Source organism: Novosphingobium sp. NBM11 (genome assembly GCF_015390225.1).
Taxonomy (GTDB): Bacteria; Pseudomonadota; Alphaproteobacteria; order Sphingomonadales; family Sphingomonadaceae; genus Novosphingobium.
The window spans coordinates 3,218,762-3,241,268 of the sequence record NZ_VUOG01000001.1 but is presented as its reverse complement, the minus strand read 5'-3'; the positions used below and the strand labels follow the sequence as shown (position 1 = coordinate 3,241,268).

The following is a 22,507-nucleotide window of genomic DNA, read 5'->3' as shown; positions in this document are numbered from 1 at the left end:
TGCCACAGGCCACCCCGCCATGACCGACGATACTGCAAACCCATTCCGATTCCCAGCAGTGCGCAGCCGGAAAGTCACAGCCGCCTTTGATGGTGGTCGGCTGACCTCGGACGGCGGCGTCCTGCTACTGGCACAGGCTGAGCGCGCGATGGGCATCTGCCGTCGGCTTGCCGCTTGCATAGCCGACCCGCGTGACCCTGGCCGGGTGATCCATGCGCTGCCCGACATCCTGCGCGCCCGGGTGTTCGCGATCGCTTGCGGATACGAGGATGCCGACGATCTCGACGCCCTTCGCGACGATCCCGGCTTCCGCCTGGCGCTGGGCAAGCTGCCGGGCTCCGGTGCCGGGCTTGCGAGCCAACCCACGATGAGCCGCTGGGAGAACGCGCCGACCACGCGCGAACTGGCGAAGTTGATGGCCGCCATGATCGATATCTACTGCGCCAGCTATCCCACTTCGCCGGCGGCGGTGACGTTGGATATCGATGACACCTGCGATGTCGTCCACGGCTATCAGCAGCTCTCGTTCTGGAACGGGCACCATGGCGAGCGCTGCTTCCTGCCGATCCACGTCTACGACACCGCCAGTGGCCGGCCGGTGGCGATGCTGCTTCGCACCGGCAAGACGCCATCTGGCGCCGAAGCTGCTGGCCACATCCGGCGTCTGGTGCGTCACATCCGCCGGCACTGGCCCGATACCCACCTCACCATCCGCGGTGACGGGCACTATGGCCGCCCCGAGGTCATGGCGTTCTGCGAGGCGTACGGCATCGATTACGTGTTCGGCCTGCCAACCAACGCTGCGCTGCGGGCCGATCCCGCCATCGTCGCCGTCGCCGATACCTGCGCGGTCAAGCGGGCCGAGGAGCAGCGTGTGATCCTGCGAAACTATGCCGAGACCCGCTACGGCGCCAAAAGCTGGAAGGGCCAGCGCCGCGTCGTCGCCCGGATCGAGGCCAGCACGCTGGGCATGGACATCCGCTATGTCGTCACTTCGCTGACCCAAGGCTCGGCCGAGCACATCTACGACACGCTCTACTGTGCCCGCGGCCAGGCCGAAAACCTGATCAAGCGGCACAAGACCCAGCTCGCCAGCGATCGCACCTCGTGCCGCTCGGCCAATGCCAACCAGATGCGCCTCATTCTGCACACCGCCGCCTACTGGCTCCTGTGGCGGATCCAGCAAGAAATCCCAAAATCTGCCGCGCTTGCCGTCGCCGAGTTCGCAACGATCCGCCTCCGGTTGCTCAAGGTCGCCGCCCGCGTCATTGAATCCGCAACGCGCATCCGCATCGCCTTCGCGTCAGCATGCCCCGATGCCGCCACGTTCAAGGCCGTCGCCACCAACCTTCGGCCTGCTCCTACATAGCCCGCGCGGCCGTGCCGCCGAACCGCAAGCCCCCCTCCATTAACCCCGAAAAGCCCATCGATCCCACCGCGGTGAAAAACACCGCCAGAGGCGCTCGTCCGGATCACATCACCGAAAACGCATCGCCACCCAACAAGCCCGGAACCTCAGTCTCATGAATAGGCCGGGCTAACGGTGTATCCTTCGCTAACCTGCGAGACGAAAAGGTAGAAGGGCTGCGGCAATTATCGCAATCCCATCCGGTCCATCTTCTTCAGCAGCCCAACACGCGACAAGCCAAGTTCGCGCGCGCTGTGAGTGTGATTGTGACCCGTTCGCTCCAGCGCCTCCAAAATGCGTCGGCGCTCCAGAGCTGCAACTTCTTCTTCCAGCGTCTGAGGGTGAGGCAGGGCATCGATCTCCTCCCTTGCTCCCGTAGCGAATGCCATATCCCGCACGTCAATGGCTGCCCCCTCGGCCAGAGCTGCGGCGCATTCGACAGCTGCTTGCAGTTCGCGCACATTGCCGGGCCAATCTCGCTGCTTGATCCACGCCAGAGCTTCAGGAGAAAATTGGGCAAGCGAGGACACACGGCGCAGAAATATTTGCGCTAATAGAGCCTTATCTTGTCCCCTCTCGTCCAACTTTGGCGTGGCAAGCACCACACCTTTAAGCCGGTAGTAGAGGTCCTCACGGAACGAGCCTTCCGCCACGGCGGCACTCAAGTCGCGGTGGGTGGCGGCAACTATGCGCACATCAGCATGGCGCATCTCCCTAGCCCCTACTGGCTGATAGGTGCCATCGGCGAGGAAACGTAGCAGTTTGACCTGCATGACAGGCGGCATTTCGCCGATCTCGTCGAGGAACAGCGTTCCGCCATGCGCGGTCTCGACGAGCCCTGCACGGTCTGCATGGGCACCCGTGAAGCTCCCCTTGAGATGTCCAAACAGTTCGCTTTCCAAAAGGTCTGCCGGAACTGCTCCGCAGTGCACTGGCACCAAGGGCCCCTTGGCCCGTGGCGACACGGCGTGGACAGCACGTGCGACAAGTTCCTTGCCCGACCCACTGGGCCCCAGGACCATAACTGGCAGACCGGTGGGAGCCACCCGGCGTATCAACGCGCGCAATGCCACCATCGGCGGGGACTGCCCAATCAGACCCATGTTCTCGCTGGCCTCATCGCGGGCGCGCAGCGCGACCAGTTCTTGCGCAAGCTTTGCGCGTTCCACCGCACGGGCGACGACAATCTTCAGCAACTCGGGATCGACCGGCTTGGCGAGGAAATCCCACGCCCCCGCCTCAATCGCCTGCATCGCCAACGCCTGATCGGCGTGGCCAGTCATCACCACCACAGGGGCGGGCGCGAAGGTGGAGATCAGAGCGATCCCTCCTTGCGGATCATGATGCGGCGGCATGGCAAGGTCGAGTAGCACGACACTCGGCTTGTGCTTCAAAAAGGCGGCATAGGCGGAATCACCATCGCCTACTGCGACCACCTTATGGCCTTGCGCCCGCAGCCAGTCGGCAGTCAGGCGCTGAAAAGCGGGCTCATCATCGGCCAGAAGAATCATGGGTTTTCCCCAAAAGTCAGGCGGAAGCAGGTTGTCCACCCCTCGCGCCGGGTAAGGGTGGCCGTACCACCATGCGCCTCCATAATGCGACGGACGATTGCAAGGCCAAGGCCGGTGCCGCCTGGGCGGCGCGAGACGAAGGGTTTGAACAGGCTATCTGCGATTTCGGGCGCAATGCCGGGGCCATTGTCGCAAATGTCGACGCAGCGGCCATGGGCAATGATCTTACAATCGCCGCCCATCGCCTTGGCGTTGTCTACCAGATTGGCCAAGGCGCGGCGCATGGCTGCGGGGTCGGCATTCAGCATCAAGCCCTCGGGCACGTCCAAAGGTACGCCGAATCCGGCCAGATAAGACGCCAGCTCGATGGGGCGCGGCGCTATCGTCCAAGCCCGCGCATAGTCCAGAATGTCGGTGACCAGCGCGTTCATGCGCCCCACCTGCTCCCCAATCTCGGCGCGCACCTCGGGCGGGGCGCCGGTGGCTGCCATTTGCACAATGCCCAGCGGGTTACGCAGATCATGGGCAATTGTCGCGGCCAGCGCACCCAGTTCCGCCAACCTCGCTTCGCGTTCGGCCTCCACAATGCGGCGAGCGCTAACGAGGCGGCGGGCGGCCTCCTCGACCAGCGCGGCGATGCGGGCGGCGGTATGATGCAGAGCTGTAGGGGCATCCTCCCATCCAATCAGCGTGACGGCCTCGTCCACAACCGCCAATCCCGGCCCATCAGCACCAAGGCCTAGGTGCTGACGCAGCAGTGCGTTGGCCAGTTCGCCCAGCTCCCGCTCGTCTGCGGCTTGCGCCAGGGCATCACGCCAAGGCTCCACATCCAGTTTGGCGCCAGGGAACACCAGCCTGTCGGCGAGACGTTTGAGCGGCGCCATTACCAAGAGTCCAAGCGCCATTGTGCCCGCCAAGGCCGCCCATGTTGCCACAAAGCCCTCTGGCCGTCCGGCCAGTGCAAGTGGCAAAGTGGCGATCAGCGCGGATGCGCCACCCGCACCCGCCAGCAGCAGTATCCACACCAAGCCCCGTCGCGCCCAGATGTCCGCCGCCATGAAGCGATGCCGCAGCACCGCATAAACCAGCGCAACCGAATAGAGCGGCAGCGCGAGCACCGGCCAAGGATAGGCCTCGATCCCCAGCGCGGGGAAGGCAAACCCAGTGAGCGCGAGTAGCCCAATCCCGCTGGAAACGAATACTGCGCCTGCCTGATCGCGATGTAATCCACTCTGCTGGCGCCACGTTTGGAACAAGCGCAGATGGCCGGCCACCGACAGTGCCGCCGCAACAGCCAATACGCCCCAGCCCACCAACGAGGGCACAAAGGCTCCGGCAAAGCCATGCCAAGGCATGATCCGCCCCACGCCGAGCAAGATGCCCGCAAGCGAGGCCACAACAGCCACGCAATAGCTTGCCCAAGCTACCGGACGAAGCGCACCGCACAGCGCAAATGCAAAGACCAGATGCACGAAGGCCGCTGAAGGTAATGGTGACAGCGCGATCACCGTCAGCGTGAAGGAGGCGGCTTTTACGCCCAGCATTGCGGGCGCGGCCATGGCCAAACTCCACAGTGCAACCCCGCACAAGAACACCACCAGTGTCCACGCACCCGGCAGGCCGCGCGCCTTGGCCGCGACAAAGCCTGCCAGCAAAGAGCTGGCCAGCGCAGTCAGGCCCAGCGCGCCGATATAGGCCATGATGCCAAGAGCTGTATCCATCGTTGACAGCATATCATGCGTTTCCGTTCACGTCGTTAACATTCAGATGGCCCGTTCGCAGCCCGGAACTTTGAGTATCGGCCAATTTCCGCAATTGGCATGCCAATTGCGAAGCACGGGGCACGACGCGGTCAACCCGGCCGCCTACTTAAAAGGAGCCACGCCATGTTGATTCCGATTGCCGCCCTGTTGCTCACCTATGCTGTGACACTGGGGCTGGCGGGGTTGGCCGCCTTTGTGTTGCGCAGCCCGCTTTCAATCCTGTTGTCTGAACTTTGCGGAACTGAAGAGCGGTCCTCGTTCTGGACGGTCTGGTCGATGGTGATGATGATCGCGCTGCCGCTGCTGTTCGTCTCGATGGCGCGGATTGCCACGGACCCCACCGAACTAATCCAGGGCACAGTGGCGGCTACCCTGGCGGGCATTCTAATGGCGATGGCGGGCATGGGACTGGCCGTTTGGCGCCGCGTGCCGCAGCCCAATATTAAATGAGGAGGCCGCTATGCGTGTGATGATCGTGGGCGGCGGCTTTATCGGCGGACATCTGGCTGGGCGACTGCGCGCTGAGGGCTGCACGGTAATGATCGCCGGGAGGCACGGGCATGATATCGCCTCCGATCTGACACGTGACGACGCCGCCATCTGGGCCCAGCGCCTGCAGGGCTATGACGCTCTTGTAAACTGCGCGGGCGCACTGGCTACAGGAGCCGATTACGACGGTTTGCACACGCGCGGCGCGATCGCCTTGTTCGATGGCGCTGCCCAGGCCGGAGTGGATCGCGTAATTCAGATGTCCGCATTGGGCGCTGAGGATGGCACTACCGCTTACCATTCCAGCAAGCGCGCTGCAGACGAACATCTGACTACATTGGGATTGGGCTGGGCGATTGTGCGCCCCTCGCTGGTGGTAGGGCGCGGCGGGGTAGCACGAGGCTGTTCAGCGCTTTGGCAGTCTTGCCGATGTTGCCGGATATCGGCGGCGGGCTGGTCGCTCCCATCGCTATCGACGATCTTGTGGAGGCGGTTTGGCGCTTGCTCCAGCGCCCCTTGCCCATGGCTGTGGTGGTGGATGCAGTCGGGCCCGAAAAGATGCGGATAGTGGACCTGATCAGCATCTTGCGACGCTGGCAGGGCCTTGGCGCGGCGCGCAGCCTGCAGATGCCGCGTTGGATCCTTCGTGCGGTCGCAAGTCTCGGCATTGGGCCGATGACCCTCGAGAGCTTGACCATGTTGGATGCGGGCAATTCAGCGCCGGTCGAGCCTTTCGTAGCCACACTCGGTTTTACTCCGCAGCCCGTCGCACAAGCTTTGGCCCGTCATCCAGCAACGCCGAGCGATACGCTGGCGGCACGCATGTTGCCGCTCGCGCCCGCGTTGCGTGGCTTGCTCGCCGCAGTGTGGCTGGCTGGAGGCCTGGTGCCACTGTTGCTCACTCCCATGAGCCAGAACACCCATTTGCTCGCTCGCCTTGGGCTGGCGGGTACTGGGGCAGTGGGCACCGTCTGGGCCGGATCGTTGGCTGATATCGCCATAGGCTTGGCGTTAATCCTGCACTGGCGCGGGGCCGCTCTGGCAGGTGTGGTGCTGATGAGCGTTTACAGCCTGATCCTGTGCGCCATTGCGCCAGAACTCTTGGCCGATCCCTTTGGCGCCTTGGTTAAAAATCTCGCGGTTCTCGGCCTGTCTTTGGCCGTCCATGCGATGGAGAATCCCCATGCATGATTATCTGCTCCTCAAGACAGTCCATATCCTTAGCTCCACCCTGTTGTTCGGCACAGGGCTTGGCACCGCCTTCCATGGCTGGATGGCCAATCGCTCGGGCGTGCTGGCGGCTCGTCGGGTGGTCAATCGCAATGTGGAACTGGCGGATTGGCTGTTCACTACACCCGCAGTCATCGTGCAGCCGGTGACCGGGGTTTGGTTGGCGCAACTGGCTGGGTACCCCCTGACAACGCCGTGGCTGATGGCTGCAATTGTGCTCTACGTCCTTGTGGGAGCCTGCTGGCTCCCGGTGGTGGCGATCCAGATCCAGATGCGCCGCATCGCCGAGGCTACCCCTGACGGCGAAGCACTGCCCAGACACTATCACCGTCTCGCGCGCTGGTGGTTCGCACTTGGATGGCCGGCCTTTATCGGAGTCATCATCATTTTCTGGCTGATGGTGGCCAAGCCGGAGCTTGCATTGTGACCGAACCGCTTTTCCGCCGTCTGCTGGGAGACGCCATCGATGGCTCGCCGTCAGTGCTGCGCCGTGCCCACGATTCCAATGACTGCCAGACGTGGGTTGGAAAGGCGCAAGTTGTGGCTAGCCGCAATCCGATCGCCCGCGCCTTGTGCTGGATGATGGGCTTGCCGAAGGCCGGAAACGACATTCCTGTGACCGTGGTGTTCGAGCGACATGGGGAGGCCGAAGTTTGGCGCCGCGACTTTGCGGGCCGAACCTACCATAGCCGGTTTATTGCGCGCGACGGCCTGATTGTGGAGAAGATGGGGCCTGCCACCAACCGGTTCCGGGTGCGCGTGGAAGACGGAAGGCTGCACCTCGATCTCGTGGCCTTCCGGTTTTTTGGGCTGCCGTTTCCAACATGGCTCAGTCCGCGGTGTCCCGCTACTGAAAGCGAAGTGGATGGGCGCTATCGTTTTGACGTGCCTATTCTCCTGCCCTTCCTGGGTTTTGCAATCCGTTACACCGGCTTGATGGAGGAGCTTCATGATTGACCAAGGCCCCATCATTCTGTTCGACGCGCAATGCGTACTGTGCTCTGCCAATGCACAGTTTATCCTGAAGCATGATCGGCTAGGCCGCTATCGCTTGGCTTCGATGCAAGGGGAGGTCGGCGCAGCGCTTTTTCGGCAGCACGGGATAGATCCAGCAAATCCGGATACGATCCTGTTGATCGAAGGAGACCGGGTACTACGTGACAGCGAGGCCGTGATCGCAATCTACACGGGGCTTGGCTGGCCTTGGCGCATTGCGGGCATCGGACTGCTCGCGCCCAGAGCGCTGCGCGATCCTGTCTACCACTGGATCGCTCGCAATCGCTACCGGCTGTTTGGCAAGCGCGAGACCTGCTGGGTGCCTGCTGCCGAATACGCGGAAAGGGTCTTGTTATGAACGGGCCCAATCTGCTGCGCGGACGTGTGATCGGTGGCATGACCCTTGCCCTGGTCATCGCGCTCAGTGCCTACATCCTGATCAGCGCAAGCAAGGCCAACAACGTGGCCTTTGCCAGCCTCTGGTTTCTTGCGGTTCTACCCGCCTATCTATGCGCGCTTATTTGCTATGTGGGGGATCCGGCGGGCGACAAGCTGTCGTCTTTCTACTGGTCTGTGCCGCCGATTTTCGGTGGGCTCGTGATTGTGGGATCGGTAGTGTTTCTGCACGAAGGGGTCATTTGCATAATCATGCTCGCCCCGATCTGGCTGTGCTCTGGCTATGCCGGCGCCTTCATCTTGCGGCGCGTGCGAAGGGGGCGGTCCGATCCAGCAAAGTTTCACGCGTCGTTGCTTTTCCTCCCGCTGCTGTGCGGCAGTTTGGAAAGTCAGATCCCGATATCAGAAAAGCAGGTGACCCTAACGCGCTCCATCGTGATCCACGCCACCCCGGCTCAAATCTGGCCCTACGCGGTGGCCAATGCGCATATCAGCCCGGATGAAGGCCAATGGAATTTCGCGCAGAGTATTGTTGGCATACCTCGCCCACGCGCCACCACTATCAGCGGGCAAGGCGTCGGCGTTGTGCGCAAAGCCTACTGGGGCGATCACATCAATTTCGAGGAAAGGATCACCCAATGGCAACCGGGCCAGCGGCTTGGCTGGACCTTTGCCTTTAGCAATAGCTCACTTCAGGATTACACCGACAGACATATCTCGCCCGACGGGCAGTTCCTCAAAATTGACACTGGCGACTACACGCTGACACCGTTGAGAGACGGCACAACCAAGCTCACCCTGCGGACCAATTACATCGCCAAGACGCATGTCAATCTCTACGCGCAAATGTGGGGCGAGATCCTGCTGGGCGATATCGAAGGCAACATTCTGGCAATCATCAAGCGCCGCGCCGAAGCGGCAAATGCACTGCACTGATCTTTTGGTGCGAGTGTGATGCACGCAAGAATCTAAGGCGGAGCGGCTGCTCTCGCACCGTTCCGCTGAACGTCGCTAGCCCGATGGCTGCTTGATTACACAGATGGCCCACAGCAAGCCCCGGGAGATTCATTGCAGCCACTCCATTGAACCGTCGAAACCACTTTTTGCTCGCGTTGGGCGATTCCTTTGTGCGAATGATGGCGGATGCCAACGGTGAAGCCTTCCATCTTGAAATGGGCGCGCGAAAGTGCGGGGCTTTCGCTTGAGGATGCGGCAGCCAAGGTGGGGATAAATGCCGCCCGTGGGGTTTCAGGAGCTGACCGACTGCTCGCTCTGGAAACCGAGGAAGGCGAGGTTTCGCGGCCGGTCCTGCTGAAGATGGCAAAGATCTATCGTCGACCGCTTGTCTCGTTCTACCTAGATGAGCCTCCGGCTCGCGGGGACCGGGGCGAGGACTTCCGCACCCTGCCTGACCGACACACCGGCGGCGAGCCGCTAGTGGATGCACTGGTTCGCGATATACGTTCCCGGCAAGCCGTAGTGCGCGCCGTGCAGATGGAAGAGGAAGAGGCCGAGCCTCTCCCGTTCATAGGTTCAATGTCGCGCAACGATGGCGTTGGCCCGGTGCTTGCGTCAATCCGCCAGGTGCTTGGCCTCGATCTTGCTGCCTTCCGTGCCCAGGGATCGGCGGATGCTGGTTTTGCCTTGCTTCGAAGCCGTGTCGAAGCCGCCGGAATCTACGTGCTGCTGATCGGCAATCTCGGAAGTCACCACTCTGCGATCGATGTCGATGCTTTCAGGGGCTTCGCTCTCGCCGATCCGATTGCTCCGTTTGTCGTGATCAACGACCAGGACGCCAAGACCGCTTGGTCGTTCACCCTTCTGCATGAGGTCGCTCACCTCTGGATAGGGGCGACCGGCGTGAGCGGAGGGCATTTCGAAGGCGCGGTCGAGCAGTTCTGCAACGATGTCGCGAGCTCATTCCTGCTGCCGCAGCGTGAGCTCGACCAGCTTCTCATCACCCGCGCGACTGACCTGGGGGAAGCCGCACGATTGGTGACGGAGTTTGCCGAAGAGCGGTTGGTGAGCCGTTCCTTGGTAGCCTACCGCTTGTTCCGCGCTGACAAGATCACCGAGCGCACCTGGCGCGCGCTCACTGATACATTCAGGACCCAATGGCTGCAAAGCCGCGCGGCCCAGCGAGAACGTGCGCGGGGCATGGACGGCGGCCCCAACTACTACATTGTCCGGCGCCACCGCCTCGGCGCAGCATTGCTCAATTTCGTAGCCCGAAACATGAGCGAAGGAGTGCTCACACCCACCCGCGCAAGCAAGCTGCTGGGGGTCAAACCCCGCAGCGTTCATACGCTGCTGAGCGGTGCCGCGCTTGCCATCGAGCAGGGCGCCTGACGGATGGTGTACCTGCTTGATGCGAACGTGCTCATCACGGCGCAAAATCTATACTATCCTGTCGATGCTGTGCCCGAGTTCTGGGAATGGCTGGTCCATATGGGCAACGAGGGCAACATCAAGATGCCGATCGAGACGCTCGAAGAGGTTAAGGATGGTAGCAATGACGCCGAACGTGATCTGCTGTTCGCCTGGATTCAGGATGACGCAAACAAGGCGGCAATCCTGTTCGACCAAGACTGTGCAGGGCGGTGACAAAACCAGCCACTGGAACGCCAGCGAAGTGCTGAGCGTGGCGGAGTAAAAACCGGCCAGTGGTAAGGCTGCCCTTTTGAGGGCGGCCGGGATGTATGCCGTGGAAGTTTACGCGAGTGTTCGGCAGTTTGTGTTTGTGCAGGGGCGCAGCCAGCGAGAGGCCGCGCGGGTATTTGGATTAAGCCGGGAGACGATTGGCAAGATCTGCCGATTTTCACTGCCACCTGGCTATACGCGCACGAAGCCGGTGGAGAAGCCGAAGCTGGGGCCTTTGCTGCCGGTGGTTGACGCGATTTTGGAAGGTGACCGGACGGCGCCGGTCAAGCAGCGACACACGGCGAAGCGGATCTTCGAGCGGCTGCGCGATGAATATGGCTATGGCGGCGGCTACACGGTGGTGAAGGACTATGTCCGGCTGAGCCGGGTGCGTGGCCGCGAGACATTTGTGCCGCTGGCGCACCCACCGGGGCATGCGCAGGTGGATTTTGGCGAAGCGGTGGGCGTGATTGGCGGTGTGGAGCAGAAGATCCACTTCCTGTGCATGGATTTGCCGCAGTCCGATGCCTGTTTCGTGAAGGCTTTCCCGCGCGAGACGACCGAGGCATTTCTGGATGGGCATGTATCGGCCTTCGACTTCTTTGGCGGCATTCCCCAGTCGATCCTCTACGACAACACGACGATTGCGGTGGCCAAGATTCTGGGGGACGGCAAGCGTGAGCGCACACGTGCCTTCAGCGAGCTGGTCAGCCACTACCTGTTTTCTGACCGCTTCGGCCGACCCGGCAAGGGGAATGACAAGGGCAAGGTCGAAGGGCTGGTCAAATACGCGCGCCGCAACTTCATGACGCCCAAGCCGCAGGCGGCGAGCTATGACGCACTGAACGCGGCTCTTTTGGAGCGCTGTCATGCGCGGCAAGGCGAACGTGCTGGCCGCCATGCCCAGACCATCGGTGAGCGCATGGTTGCTGACGTTGCGGCGCTACGCCCACTACCGCCGGTGCCATTGGAGCCATGCGAGAGGCGCAGCGCCCGTGTGTCATCGACGGCGCTGGTGCGGTATCGCGGCAATGATTACTCGGTGCCCACAAGGTTTGGGTTCCAGGATGTGGTGGTGAAGGGCTTCGTGGACGAGGTGGTGATCCTGTCCGGCGCCGAGGAGATCGCCCGCCATGTGCGCAGTTATGGCAGCGGCGATTTTGTGGCCGATCCGCTGCATTATCTGGCGCTGATCGAGACAAAGCCGAATGCTCTCGATCAGGCGGCTGCACTGCAGAATTGGGCCTTGCCCGATGTCTTTGCCCACCTGCGGCAATTGCTGGAGGGACGCATGGGCCGCAAGGGCAAGCGCGAGTATATCCAGGTCTTGCGCTTGCTGGAAGCGATGCCCATGGCCGTGGTGACCCATGCTGTCACTCAGGCGATCCACATGGGCGCGATCAGCTTTGATGCGGTGAAGCAGATCGCACTGGCCAGGATGGAACGGCGGCCCGCCAGGCTTGACCTGACGACCTATCCCCACCTGCCAAGGCTGGATGTGAAGGTCACGCAGGCGGCTGATTATGCGGCTCTGATGCCCCAGGTCTCGAAGGAGATGGCAGCATGAGCCGGGCGCCCGATGACAACCTGCCCACCGGCACCACCGCTGGTGCGCCACAGGTGCTGCTGGCCCACCACCTCAAGCAACTCAAACTGCCGACCGTTTTGCGCGAATATGAGAAAGTAGCCCGGGAGTGCGCGCGTGATGGTGTCGATCATCCCCGCTATCTACTGCGCCTGATCGAACTGGAACTGATCGACCGTGAGCGGCGCACTGTCGAACGCCGGATCCGTGCTGCCCGGTTCCCGGCCGTCAAAAGCTTCGATACCTTCGACTTCACCGCCATCCCCAGCCTCAACAAGATGCTGACGCTGGATCTGGCGCGCTGCGAATATATCCTGCGGCGCGAGAATATCATTGCGCTGGGCAATAGCGGGACGGGCAAAACCCATGTGGCGCTCGCCCTGGGGCTGGCCGCCTGCCAGAAGGGCTTCACCGTGACCTTCACCACCGCCGCGGCGCTGGTGAACCAGTTACTGGAAGCCCGCGACGAGAAGCGGCTGCTCAAGATGCAGCGCGAGTTGGCTGCAGTGAAGCTGCTGATCATCGACGAACTGGGTTACGTCCCGCTCTCGCCCACCGGCGCGGAGCTGTTGTTCGAGACCTTCTCCCAGCGCTACGAACGCGGCTCCACCATCGTTACCTCCAACCTGCCGTTTGAGGACTGGACGCAGGTGCTTGGGTCCGAGCGCCTGACCGGCGCATTGCTGGATCGTTTGACCCACCACGTCAGCATCCTGACCATGAATGGTGACAGTTACCGCCTAAAGCAGTCAGCCAGTCGCCGTCGCGCCACTGCCAGCGGGGCGGAGCAAAACCAGGCCACCGTCGACGAAAACTGACCCATCAAAACGGCCAAAAGCAAAGGGCCCCGATCGGGGCCCTTTGCTTTGCACCTGCCGCAACATCAGTGGCCTACTTTTACTCCGCCACAGTGGCCGGTTTTTGCTCCGCCGTTGACAAGTGCTGGTTTGTGCAGTTGCGCCAGCGGGGCAAGCAAAAGCGGATCACACTGGGGCACCCCGGCGACATGACCGCCGATCAGGCTCGTGCCGCCGCACGGGCGGAACTTGCAAAAGCTGCGCTTGATGGGCTGCCTGCGGCACCAAAGTCGGCTCAAAAGTCTCCGGGCGCCATTCGCTTCAAAGACTATGCGCCGTTGTTTTGGAATGATTATTCGCGCCACTGGAAGCCTTCGACCAGGAGGGGCAACTATCGCGCAATCTTCAGGGAGCTCGTTTCCGAGTTCGGGAGCCAGCGAGTAGATGCCATCCGGCGCGCCGATATTCTCCGGTGGCGGGATAGCTGCGTGGAGAGGGGAGGTGCATTTAACAGAACCATTCCAATCATGTCGGTGATGATGGGCTACGCTGAACAGCTTGGGCTGCGACCGCGCGGTTCGAATCCTTGTAAGGGGACACCTCGATACAAGCGCAAGGCGGTGGAGCGCTTCCTCAGTGCCCGAGAATTCGTGCGGCTTGCCGGCAGCCTGAGGGCGCATGAGGAGATTTTCCCGATTGCCGTGCAGGCGATTCGGCTCATCATCTATACCGGCGCGAGACGAGGTGAGATTGAGACTTTGCGATGGGAATGGATTCAGCCGCCTCGTCTCATGCTCCCCGACAGCAAGACGGGGCCGAAGATCATCTATCTCAACACGCAAGCGCTGGCCGTGATCGACGCGATTCCCGACCGCTGTGAAGCCGGGCTGGTTTTCCCGGCGCAAAGATCTGGTGCCGGGATCAATCTCAACGCTGCCTGGGCCGCGATCAGAAGTCATGCGGCATTGCCGGACGTTCGCCTGCATGATCTGCGCCATAGCTTTGCTTCCATTGCCATCGCGGATGGCATTTCGTTAGTCGTAATTGGCAAGCTACTCGGTCACGCGCTTGCCGAGACTACCGAGCGCTATGCTCATCTTGCCGACGAAGCGATATCCGATGCTGCGCGTCGAGTATCCGGCTCATTGGCGCGTTGCCTGGGGCTCGCGGCATGACCCGGCTTACACTGGCGAAGATTGTCGCGGAAGAGCTTGCAACCGTCCGCGAGTTCGCGAAGGGCTCCGCCGTCAGGGGACGTCCTCGTCGAACCGAATGGTCCAAGCGCCTCCCGGGTTTTGGCATCCGCTTTTACAGCACCGGGCGCAGCGTTTACATTGTGCAGGCCCTAATGAACGGCGTCACACGAACTGTAACGCTGGGGAGCACAAAAGTACTGTCCAAGCATGAGGCGCTCAAGGTCGCGCGGCGCGTGTTGCTGCGTGCACAGGTTGGCGAAAACCCGGCGAGCGAGCGTATCCGCACGCGCAAGACGCCCAGCTACGCCGACTTTCTGGATCTCTACTGGCAGCGGGCCTCACCGAAGTGGAAGGCACGGACCCTCGACACTCAGACCCACTATCGCCGCCGCTACCTCGATAACGCCTTTGTCGGCAAATTCGTCGACGAGATCGATCAGGCCGATGTGCTGGCGTGGTTCAACCGAGTGACGGACATCGGCGGACCAGGCGCGGGCAATCGCTGCTTCGAAATCTTGCGATCTATGCTCAACCATGCAGAACGCTGGGGCTATCGACCGGAAGGCAGCAACCCGTGCACCTTCATTCGGGCAAACAAGCGCAGAAAGTGTGAGCGTTTCCTGTCTGATCAAGAGGTTGCCCGTCTCGGCAAAGTGCTCGACGCCAGACGGAAAACCGACCCATTACGGGCGATCATCATCTACATGTTGCTTCTGACCGGTTGCCGCCGATCCGAGATTACAGAGTTGACGTGGGGAGAAGTCAAAGGGAACCGGCTCCTGCTTCACGACAGCAAAACCGGACCTCGGACAGTCTGGCTGGGCGAGGAAGCCCGTATGCTGCTCTCGACACTTGAAAGGCGAGGGCCAGCTGACCCCGTTTTCTGGAACAAATGCACCAAGCGGCCTGTGCGCGACATCGAAGGCTTCTGGGCTGAAGTAAAGGCCGAGGCCGGGTTGCTTGGCGTCCGGTTGCACGATCTGCGCCACAGCTTTGCCAGCCATGCCGCCGCTCGGTCGGAAACCCTGCCGATGATCAGCAAGTTGCTCGGCCATGCCCGACTGCAATCGACATCGCGGTACGCGCATCTGGACGATACTCCATTGCTCGATGCCGCCGAGCGGATCGGCAATCTCATCGCCGAAGCTATGTGCAATGACAGCACATTGAATAGTCACACAAGGTGTGATAGTGAGAGCCTCATTCATGCCCGGTAAGCAACGAACCCGCATCTACAAAAGCCGCTGGTTCGCCAAATTCGCGATCCGGGCTGGCATCAGCGACGCGACACTTGTTGCGGCCATCGTTCAGGCAGAACAAGGCCTTATCGACGCCGATCTTGGCGGCGGCCTCATCAAGCAGCGTGTCGCGCGCCAAGGAGAAGGAAAATCGGGCGGTTACCGCACGCTGGTCTTCTTTCGTCACGAGGATAGGGCGGTGTTCGCATTTGGCTTCGCCAAAAGCGGCAAAGCCAACCTCAACGCGATTGAATTACGGACCTACAAGCGGGCCGCCGGAATTATGCTCGGCCTGACGCAGGCGCAGATCGATACCGAAGTGCGTGAAGGAAGATTGTTCGAGGTGAATGACGATGCCCAAGACCTATAAGAGCGAGGCGCTAGCAGCCGTCCATGAGATGATGGAAGGGCTCCATGAGGCTGGCGCCATCGACAAGCAGACTTTGCGGGAATTCGACGAGGCTTGCCTTGCTCCTGCGGTGCCGCTCGCAGCCGAAGAAATCAAAGCGATCCGTGAAGCGCAGCACGTCTCGCAGCCAGTCTTTGCGCGCTATCTCAATGTATCCAAGAACCTTGTTTCCGATTGGGAGCGAGGGAAAAAGAGGCCGGGGGGTCCCGCGCTGCGACTACTTTCGATCATCCAACGTAAGGGTCTCGACGCAGTCGCCTGAGAACTCGCGTTACCGATCCCGTTGAATCCTCCTGGTAGCATTTCGGCGCGTTCCGCGCCGATCGACCTGACAGGCCCATTTGGGCCTGTCAGGTCGATTTGCCGTGGTTTCCCTACCGATTTGCCCATGGTAGGACAAGTCGCAATTTGACCCACTGGCTGTTGATTTCTGCTGAGAGTTGACCCGGGAGGGGCGTAAATTTCCACTGAGAAGTGACCCATGTTTTGACCTTCCCCCTGGCTGACAGGTCGGGGGAACGAGGAGTGATCGACATGGACCTTTTGAGTGTGATCCGCCGTTGGCATTTTCGCGAAGAGCTGCCGATCCGGGAGATTGAGCGGCGGACGGGATTGTCGCGCAACACGATCCGCAAGTACCTGCGCGCCGAGACTTTGGTGCCGCAGTTCAGGGTTCCGGAGCGGCCGAGCAAGCTGGACCCGTTTGCCGAGAAGTTGACGGCGTGGCTGCGGGTTGAGGCGGGCAAGTCGCGCAAGCAGAAGCGGACGGCGAAGCAGCTTTATGCGGACCTGACGGTGCTTGGCTTCACCGGTTCCTATGGCCGTGTCGCGGCCTTTGTCCGGGAGTGGAAGCTCGAGCGGCAACGCGATCAGCAGACCAGTGGGCGGGGAACGTTCGTGCCGCTGGCGTTCCAGCCCGGCGAGGCGTTCCAGTTCGACTGGAGCGAGGATTACGCACTGCTTGGCGGCAAGGTGGTCAAGCTGCAGGTGGCCCACACCAAGCTGTCGCACAGCCGGGCATTCGTCGTCAGGGCCTACCTGCTCCAGACCCACGAGATGTTGTTCGATGCGTTGACGCAGGCCTTCAGGGTTCTGGGTGGCATTCCCCAGCGCGGGATTTTCGACAACATGAAGACTGCGGTCGACCGGATCGGTTCGGGCAAGGCCCGGCAGGTCAACGCCCGGTTCGCGGCGATGGTCAGCCACTATCTGTTCGAGGCGGAGTTCTGTAATCCGGCCTCGGGTTGGGAGAAAGGGCAGGTCGAGAAGAACGTCCAGGATGCCCGGCACCGGCTGTGGCAGCCGATGCCCAGCTTCCCCGATCTGGCGGCGCTCAATGCCTGGCTCGAGGTTCAGTGCATCGCGCAATGGCCGCAGATCCAGCATGGTGTGCTGCCCGGCACCATTGCCGACGTGCATGCCGCCGAAGTGGGCTGCCTGATGCCGCTGGGCCGGCCCTTCGACGGCTTCGTCGAGCATGCCAAGCGGGTATCGCCGACCTGCCTGGTGACGTTCGAACGCATCCGCTACAGCGTGCCGGCATCGTTCGCCAACCAGCGGGTGAGCTTGCGGGCCTACCCGGAGCGGATCGTCATCGTCGCCGAAGGGCAGATCCTGTGCGAGCACGCCCGGATCATCGAGCGCTCCCATGATCACCCGGGGCGGACGATCTACGACTGGCGGCATTACCTGGCAGTCATCCAGCGCAAGCCCGGTGCCTTGCGCAATGGCGCTCCCTTCCTCGAGATGCCCGGGCCCTTCCGGCGTCTCCAGGCCGGCCTGCTCAAGCGGCCCGGCGGCGACCGGGAGATGGTGGATATCCTCTCCCTGGTCCTGCATCATGACGAACAGGCCGTGCTGTACGCGGTCGAGTTGGCGCTGGAAGCCGGGCTGCCGACCAAGACCCATGTGCTGAACCTGTTGCATCGCCTGATCGACGGCAAGCCGGTCAACCCGGTCGCCATTGACGCGCCACAGGCCCTGAGCTTGCACCGCGAGCCCAAGGCCAATGTGGCCCGCTATGATGCCCTGCGTGGCAGGAGGTGGCGCCATGCGTCATGATCCCGCCAGCGCCGCCGTCGTCGTCATGCTGCGCGGCCTCAAGATGTACGGCATGGCCCAGGCTGCCGGCGACCTCGCCGAGCAAGGGGCCCCGGCCTTCGATGCTGCCGTGCCCATCCTCTCCCAGCTGCTCAAGGCCGAAGTGGCCGAGCGCGAGGTCAGGTCGATCGCCTACCAGATCAAGGCGGCCCGGTTCCCGGCCTACAAGGATCTGGCCGGCTTCGACTTTGCCGCCAGCGAGGTGAACGAGGCGCTCGTGCGCCAACTCCACCGCGGCGACTTCACGGACAATGCCGACAACGTCGTGCTGATCGGCGGGCCTGGCACCGGCAAAAGCCATCTCGCCACCGCCCTCGGCGTTCATGCCGTTGAGCATCATCGCAAGAAGGTCCGGTTCTTCGCCACGGTCGATCTGGTCAACGCCCTCGAGCAGGAAAAGGCCATGAACAAGGCCGGGCAACTCGCCGAGCGCCTGCTCCGCCTCGACCTCGTCATCCTCGATGAGCTCGGCTATCTGCCGTTCAGCCCATCAGGCGGCGCCCTGCTGTTCCACCTGCTCAGCAAACTCTACGAGCGCACCAGCGTGGTCATCACCACAAACCTCTCCTTCTCCGAGTGGGCCGGCGTGTTCGGCGATGCCAAGATGACCACCGCTCTGCTCGACCGTCTCACGCATCACTGCCACATCATCGAGACCGGAAACGATAGCTTCCGCTTCAAGGCCAGCACCGCTGCCCCAAAATCCAGAAAGGAAAAATCACCCGCTTGACCCAAACCCCGCAGCGCGGGACATAACACCCACCAGGGTCACTTCTCGATGAAAATCCCGGGTCAACTCTCAGCAGAAATCAACACTTCTGCCCGTCCAACTGACGAATGATACGGGATAGCTCATCGAACATGCGGCCCTCCGCGGAATGCAGGGGAAGATTATCGTGTTTTTGTTTTGTTCGCCAGCGTGAGGAATTCGAAACCCACCACAATATCGCTTGCCTGTTTGGAACCGAGCTCCGTCAAACTGAGCTTATCCCTTGGCGAACGCCACATTTATGACCTTACCGCCCTCCCGGATCGTATCGAGGTAGTCGCTCCACCACTGCGCCATGCGAACACGTTCATCCCAGTGCTTGCCACGGTGGTAGACGCCGCGAACGGCGTTGCTATCACCATGGGCCAATCCTCGTTCGATCGCGTCCGGATTCCAGAGGCCGCTCTCGTTCAGCATGGTTGAAGCGGTTGCCCGTAGACCATGAGCGGTGACCTCGTCCTTTGTGAAGCCCATCCGGCGGAAGGCGGCATTCAAGGTGTTCTCACTCATCGGGCGAACAGAAGCACGGGCGGAGGGGAATACATAGCCCTCGGTACCGACCATCTCGGCAAGTTCCTTGAGATACCCGACCACCTGCGTGGACAACGGCACGGCATGAGGACGGCGCGCCTTCATCTTGCCCTCTGGGATGCGCCAGACGCCTTCTTCCAGATCGATCTCCTTCCAATCGGCATGCCGTAGCTCGCCAGGGCGCACAAAGACATGGGGTGCGATGAGCAGGGCGTACCGGGTGATGAAGTTGCCGGTGTAGTCCTGGATTGCGCGCAGCAGCCCGCCAAGATCCTTTGGCTCAAGGATCGCTGCATAGTGTTTTGCCTTGGGCGTGATCAGCGCCCCGCGGAGCATGGTCGTAGGGTCGCCTTTGCAGCGCGTCGTGGCAACCCCATAGCGAAATACACGGCTCGCAAAGGACCGGGTCTTTTTGGCGGTCTCGTGCTTGCCCTTCGCTTCGAGGCGTTTGAGGGGAGCCAGCACCTCGAACGGCTCAATTTCGTCGATCGGGCGGCTGCCGATGGCATCCGTCAGCTGGTCGAGGAAGAAGTTGGCCTTGATGATGGTCGCATCCGCCCGACCGTTCTGCACCATCATCTCATCAATGTACTCGCGTGCCACAGCCTCGAATGTCTGGGCGGAAAGGAAGTCCGAACGGATCTTCTGCTTGCGCTTCTCCATCGCCGGGTCACCGCCCGACGCGACTTTGACGCGAGCCTCGTAGGCCGCTTGGCGCGCGTCTTTGAGATTGATTTCGGGATAGGAGCCGATTGAGAGCTTCTTCTCAACGGTGCCGATTCGATAGCGAAATCGCCAGAGTTTGCCGCCCGATGGGGAGACCTCGATATACAAGCCGCGGTCATCGGCGACCTTGTACGGTTTGTCCTTTGGCTTGAGTGCGCGAAGCCGAGTTTCGGTCAGAGGCATGTGCGGGCCTTTTCCCAATGTGGTTTTCGCAAAGGCCCGCAAAAGGCCCGCAAAAATGTGCGGAACCCCCGAGAAAAGGCGGGACGATCCGGCACGATCCAAGGGCCAATTCCCTTGGATTTCTGCGGGTTTAATACACTTTTTGGGATGTTCCGAGAAGAACAAATGGTGCCCAGAAGAGGACTCGAACCTCCACGCCCTTTCGAGCGCCGCCACCTGAAGACGGTGCGTCTACCAATTCCGCCATCTGGGCACGGAGGCGATGGGCCAGAACGCTCATCGCCGGGTAGGAGCGCGCCGATACGGGATGGATTCGCGGGTGTCAACCGCGACGTGTCGAATGGTGCCGACTCTTTTTCTAGGCCATTGAATTTGGCCATTGCAGCGTGCAAAGGCTTTCGCACGCGCGGCGGGCAATCCGGTCCGCGCACGGCTATTTTCTGGCGGGTTGACGGATATGGGCAAGGGCAGGACGCGCGATCTTGAAGGCAGGCTGGTCACGTTGATCGGCGGCAGCGGCTTTTTCGGCACGCATCTGGCGCAGGAACTGCTGGCACGCGGCGCGCGCCTGCGGATCTGCAGCCGGCATCCGGAAAAGGCGTTTCATCTCAAGCCGCTGGGCAATCTTGGCCAGGTGCAGTTCCTGCGCGTGGATGTGAACAAGCCTGATGCGGTCGCCGCCGCCGTCTTTGGTGCGGACGCGGTCGTGAACCTGGTCGGGGCCTTCAAGGGCGATCTCGACGCGATTCAAGGCGAGGGCGCCGGGCGCATCGCCGCCGCGGCGGCGCAGGCCGGGGCGGGCGCGTTCGTGCATATCTCGGCGCTGGGCGCCGACGCCGGGTCGCCCGTGGCCTACGCGCGGACCAAGGCCGAAGGCGAGGCGGCGGTGCGCGCCGCGTTCCCCGGCGCAACGATCCTGCGCCCGTCGGTGCTGTTTGGCGACGATGACCAGTTCGTCACCATGTTCGGGCGGATCATCGCGGCGTTCCCGGTGGTGCCGGTATTCGGTCCGGATGCGCGGTTGCAGCCGCTGAGCGTGGACGACGCGGCCGAAGCGGTCGGCAACGCGTTGGCGCATCCTGAAGCCCATGCGGGCAAGGTCTATGAGCTGGCGGGTCCCGAAGTGATCACGATGGGCGATCTCAACCGCCGGATCGCCCGGGCGGAAGCGCGCGAGCGCACGTTCATCGATCTGCCCGATGGCGTGTCCGGCCTGATCGCGGCTTTCGGCTGGCTGCCCGGCGCACCGCTGACGCGGGACCAGTGGTTGCTGCTCAAGGCGGGTAGTGCCGCGACGGGAACGGTGCCGGGCATCCGCGACTTGGGCGTGCATCCGCGACCGCTGGCGCTGTTCCTGGAGCGGTGGATGGTTCGCTTCCGCAAGCAGGGCCGTTTCGGTTCAAAGCCCCGCGCGGCCTGATTCCTGCCAAGGCAGCGCGTGAACGCCGGGGTCAGGCGTTCACGTCGCCATAGTGCGAGGGCGGCTGGATCACGTCCATGCGTTCGGACAGGAGCGGGCGGAAGCTGGGCCGGCTCTTGAACACCGAATACCAGCCGCGCGCCTGTTCGTGCTGTGACCAGTCGATGCCGCCGAGGTAGTCCGCCACCGAAATCTGCGCGGCGGCGGCAAGGTCGGCGAGGCTCATCGTCGCGCCGGCCAGCCAGGGACGGTTGTCGATCAGGTAGTCGATATAGTCGAGATGGGCGTTGGCCAGCCGCATCGCTTCACGCAGCAGGCGGCTGTCCGGCGGCTGGCGGTAGATCAGCCGCTTGCGCATCCGTTCTTCCATCAGCGGGTGCGTTACGTCGGCGAAGAAATTTTCGTCGAATAGCGCCACCAGCCGGCGTATTTCGGCGCGGTTGGCGGCGGTGCCGTTGATCATCGGCGTCTTGTCGACCGTTTCCTCGAAGTATTCGCAGATCGCCCGGCTGTCGACCAGCGTGATCTCGCGCTCCGGATTGTGCAGCACCGGCGTGCGGCCGGCGGGGTTCATGCGCGTGAATTCGTCGCGCTGTTCCCACGGATTTTCGCGCCACAGTTCATAGCCGACACCCTTTTCGCTAAGCAGCAGGCGAACCTTGCGGCTGAACGGGCAAAGGGGAAACTGATAGAGTTGCCACATGGGGACATTCCATGGCGCAGGGCCACGGGCGAAGTCCAGCCGCCATCGGCGGGGTTCCCCACAATTTCGCATCCGCCTGGGGGAAGGCAGACGGGCGGCAGACGGTCGGAGCGGGCGGACGCGTCGGCGCGCGCTGCCCGCTCCGGGCAGGTCGAGATGCTATCCGAACAGGCGCAATCTTTCCCGCAGCGCGTCGATGGCGATCTTCTCGATACTGGCGGCCGGGCAATCGGCCGTCAGCAGCGAGGCGAGCGAACGCTGTTTCTGGCCGATCATGTCGATCGCCTGCAGGGTGGTCATGTGGCGGACGACGATATCGGGATCGAGGCAGAGCGACGCGCCGAGCGCTTCGACTTCCTGCGACAGTTCCTCAAGGACGATGGCGATCTGCCGGTGGGTTGCCTCCTGGTTCATCGA

General features: G+C 62.1%; 23 protein-coding genes, 1 tRNA gene and 1 pseudogene. 19 read left to right on the top strand and 6 right to left on the bottom strand.

Annotated elements, in window-relative coordinates; genetic code table 11:
- The first annotated feature begins 19 nt into the window (after positions 1-19).
- Entirely contained in the window at positions 20-1,369 is a 1,350-nt protein-coding gene (locus F1640_RS15865; RefSeq protein ID WP_194917264.1) for an IS1380 family transposase, read from the top strand.
- Positions 1,370-1,593: 224 nt separating this feature from the next.
- Here F1640_RS15865 and F1640_RS15860 read toward each other — a convergent pair whose 3' ends face one another.
- Together F1640_RS15860 and F1640_RS15855 are read right to left on the bottom strand one after the other, a co-directional pair.
- Positions 1,594-2,919, bottom strand: a complete 1,326-nt coding sequence (locus tag F1640_RS15860; RefSeq protein WP_194920040.1) for a sigma-54 dependent transcriptional regulator — start codon at positions 2,917-2,919, stop codon at positions 1,594-1,596.
- Positions 2,916-4,619: a sensor histidine kinase gene (locus F1640_RS15855; RefSeq protein ID WP_194920039.1), complete on the bottom strand. Its 1,704-nt coding sequence runs from the start codon at positions 4,617-4,619 to the stop codon at positions 2,916-2,918. The genes F1640_RS15860 and F1640_RS15855 overlap by 4 nt, the downstream gene beginning before the upstream one ends.
- Positions 4,620-4,805: 186 nt before the next feature.
- On the opposite strand from F1640_RS15855, the gene F1640_RS15850 reads away from it, so the two are divergent.
- The 17 genes and pseudogenes from F1640_RS15850 to istB (F1640_RS15775) all read left to right on the top strand — a co-directional run bounded on the left by F1640_RS15850 (position 4,806) and on the right by istB (F1640_RS15775) (position 18,488).
- A complete protein-coding gene (locus F1640_RS15850; protein WP_194920038.1) occupies positions 4,806-5,132 on the top strand; it encodes a hypothetical protein in 327 nt (108 codons plus the stop codon).
- 10 nt (positions 5,133-5,142) lie between these two features.
- Positions 5,143-5,499 (top strand): annotated as a pseudogene (locus F1640_RS25375) (NAD(P)H-binding protein); the annotation flags it as partial.
- Positions 5,500-5,600: 101 nt separating this feature from the next.
- The gene (locus tag F1640_RS25370; RefSeq protein WP_255530385.1) at positions 5,601-6,362 is read left to right on the top strand and encodes an SDR family oxidoreductase; all 762 of its coding nucleotides are present in this window, start codon (positions 5,601-5,603) and stop codon (positions 6,360-6,362) included.
- Complete coding sequence (locus tag F1640_RS15840; protein ID WP_194920037.1) at positions 6,355-6,828, top strand: DUF2269 domain-containing protein; 474 nt, start codon at positions 6,355-6,357, stop codon at positions 6,826-6,828. The genes F1640_RS25370 and F1640_RS15840 overlap by 8 nt, the downstream gene beginning before the upstream one ends.
- Complete coding sequence (locus F1640_RS15835; protein WP_309229279.1) at positions 6,825-7,358, top strand: DUF4166 domain-containing protein; 534 nt, start codon at positions 6,825-6,827, stop codon at positions 7,356-7,358. Before F1640_RS15840 ends, F1640_RS15835 begins: the two co-directional genes overlap by 4 nt.
- Entirely contained in the window at positions 7,351-7,755 is a 405-nt protein-coding gene (locus F1640_RS15830; protein WP_194920036.1) for a thiol-disulfide oxidoreductase DCC family protein, read from the top strand. The genes F1640_RS15835 and F1640_RS15830 overlap by 8 nt, the downstream gene beginning before the upstream one ends.
- On the top strand, positions 7,752-8,729 hold the full coding sequence (locus F1640_RS15825) for a hypothetical protein (protein WP_194920034.1): 978 nt from the start codon (positions 7,752-7,754) through the stop codon (positions 8,727-8,729). The genes F1640_RS15830 and F1640_RS15825 overlap by 4 nt, the downstream gene beginning before the upstream one ends.
- A gap of 216 nt (positions 8,730-8,945) precedes the next feature.
- A complete protein-coding gene (locus F1640_RS15820) occupies positions 8,946-10,142 on the top strand; it encodes an ImmA/IrrE family metallo-endopeptidase (protein ID WP_206694698.1) in 1,197 nt (398 codons plus the stop codon).
- A gap of 3 nt (positions 10,143-10,145) precedes the next feature.
- Positions 10,146-10,397, top strand: a complete 252-nt coding sequence (locus F1640_RS15815; protein ID WP_206694697.1) for a DUF4411 family protein — start codon at positions 10,146-10,148, stop codon at positions 10,395-10,397.
- Positions 10,398-10,488: 91 nt separating this feature from the next.
- Positions 10,489-12,000, top strand: a complete 1,512-nt coding sequence (gene istA / locus F1640_RS15810) for an IS21 family transposase (protein WP_066770782.1) — start codon at positions 10,489-10,491, stop codon at positions 11,998-12,000.
- A complete protein-coding gene (gene istB, locus F1640_RS15805) occupies positions 11,997-12,836 on the top strand; it encodes an IS21-like element helper ATPase IstB (RefSeq protein ID WP_066770779.1) in 840 nt (279 codons plus the stop codon). Before istA (F1640_RS15810) ends, istB (F1640_RS15805) begins: the two co-directional genes overlap by 4 nt.
- Positions 12,837-13,024: 188 nt before the next feature.
- Positions 13,025-13,990, top strand: a complete 966-nt coding sequence (locus F1640_RS15800; RefSeq protein WP_194920024.1) for a site-specific integrase — start codon at positions 13,025-13,027, stop codon at positions 13,988-13,990.
- Entirely contained in the window at positions 13,987-15,228 is a 1,242-nt protein-coding gene (locus tag F1640_RS15795; protein ID WP_194920022.1) for a site-specific integrase, read from the top strand. Before F1640_RS15800 ends, F1640_RS15795 begins: the two co-directional genes overlap by 4 nt.
- On the top strand, positions 15,218-15,619 hold the full coding sequence (locus F1640_RS15790) for a type II toxin-antitoxin system RelE/ParE family toxin (RefSeq protein ID WP_194920021.1): 402 nt from the start codon (positions 15,218-15,220) through the stop codon (positions 15,617-15,619). Before F1640_RS15795 ends, F1640_RS15790 begins: the two co-directional genes overlap by 11 nt.
- Entirely contained in the window at positions 15,603-15,920 is a 318-nt protein-coding gene (locus F1640_RS15785) for a DNA-binding transcriptional regulator (RefSeq protein ID WP_194920019.1), read from the top strand. The genes F1640_RS15790 and F1640_RS15785 overlap by 17 nt, the downstream gene beginning before the upstream one ends.
- 272 nt (positions 15,921-16,192) lie before the next feature.
- Entirely contained in the window at positions 16,193-17,719 is a 1,527-nt protein-coding gene (istA, locus tag F1640_RS15780; RefSeq protein WP_194918756.1) for an IS21 family transposase, read from the top strand.
- Complete coding sequence (gene istB, locus F1640_RS15775; protein ID WP_194918758.1) at positions 17,709-18,488, top strand: IS21-like element helper ATPase IstB; 780 nt, start codon at positions 17,709-17,711, stop codon at positions 18,486-18,488. The genes istA (F1640_RS15780) and istB (F1640_RS15775) overlap by 11 nt, the downstream gene beginning before the upstream one ends.
- Before the next feature lie 255 nt (positions 18,489-18,743).
- Here the strand turns inward: istB (F1640_RS15775) and F1640_RS15770 are convergent, their stop codons facing one another.
- On the bottom strand, positions 18,744-19,967 hold the full coding sequence (locus F1640_RS15770; protein WP_194920018.1) for an integrase arm-type DNA-binding domain-containing protein: 1,224 nt from the start codon (positions 19,965-19,967) through the stop codon (positions 18,744-18,746).
- A gap of 166 nt (positions 19,968-20,133) precedes the next feature.
- Positions 20,134-20,220 (bottom strand) — tRNA-Leu (locus F1640_RS15765).
- Positions 20,221-20,424: 204 nt separating this feature from the next.
- Between F1640_RS15765 and F1640_RS15760 the strand changes: the two genes are divergently transcribed.
- On the top strand, positions 20,425-21,387 hold the full coding sequence (locus tag F1640_RS15760; RefSeq protein WP_194920017.1) for a complex I NDUFA9 subunit family protein: 963 nt from the start codon (positions 20,425-20,427) through the stop codon (positions 21,385-21,387).
- 31 nt (positions 21,388-21,418) lie between these two features.
- Here F1640_RS15760 and F1640_RS15755 read toward each other — a convergent pair whose 3' ends face one another.
- Entirely contained in the window at positions 21,419-22,090 is a 672-nt protein-coding gene (locus tag F1640_RS15755) for a glutathione S-transferase family protein (RefSeq protein WP_124809280.1), read from the bottom strand.
- A gap of 159 nt (positions 22,091-22,249) precedes the next feature.
- Positions 22,250-22,504: a hypothetical protein gene (locus F1640_RS15750; protein WP_124809279.1), complete on the bottom strand. Its 255-nt coding sequence runs from the start codon at positions 22,502-22,504 to the stop codon at positions 22,250-22,252.
- Positions 22,505-22,507 lie beyond the last annotated feature (3 nt).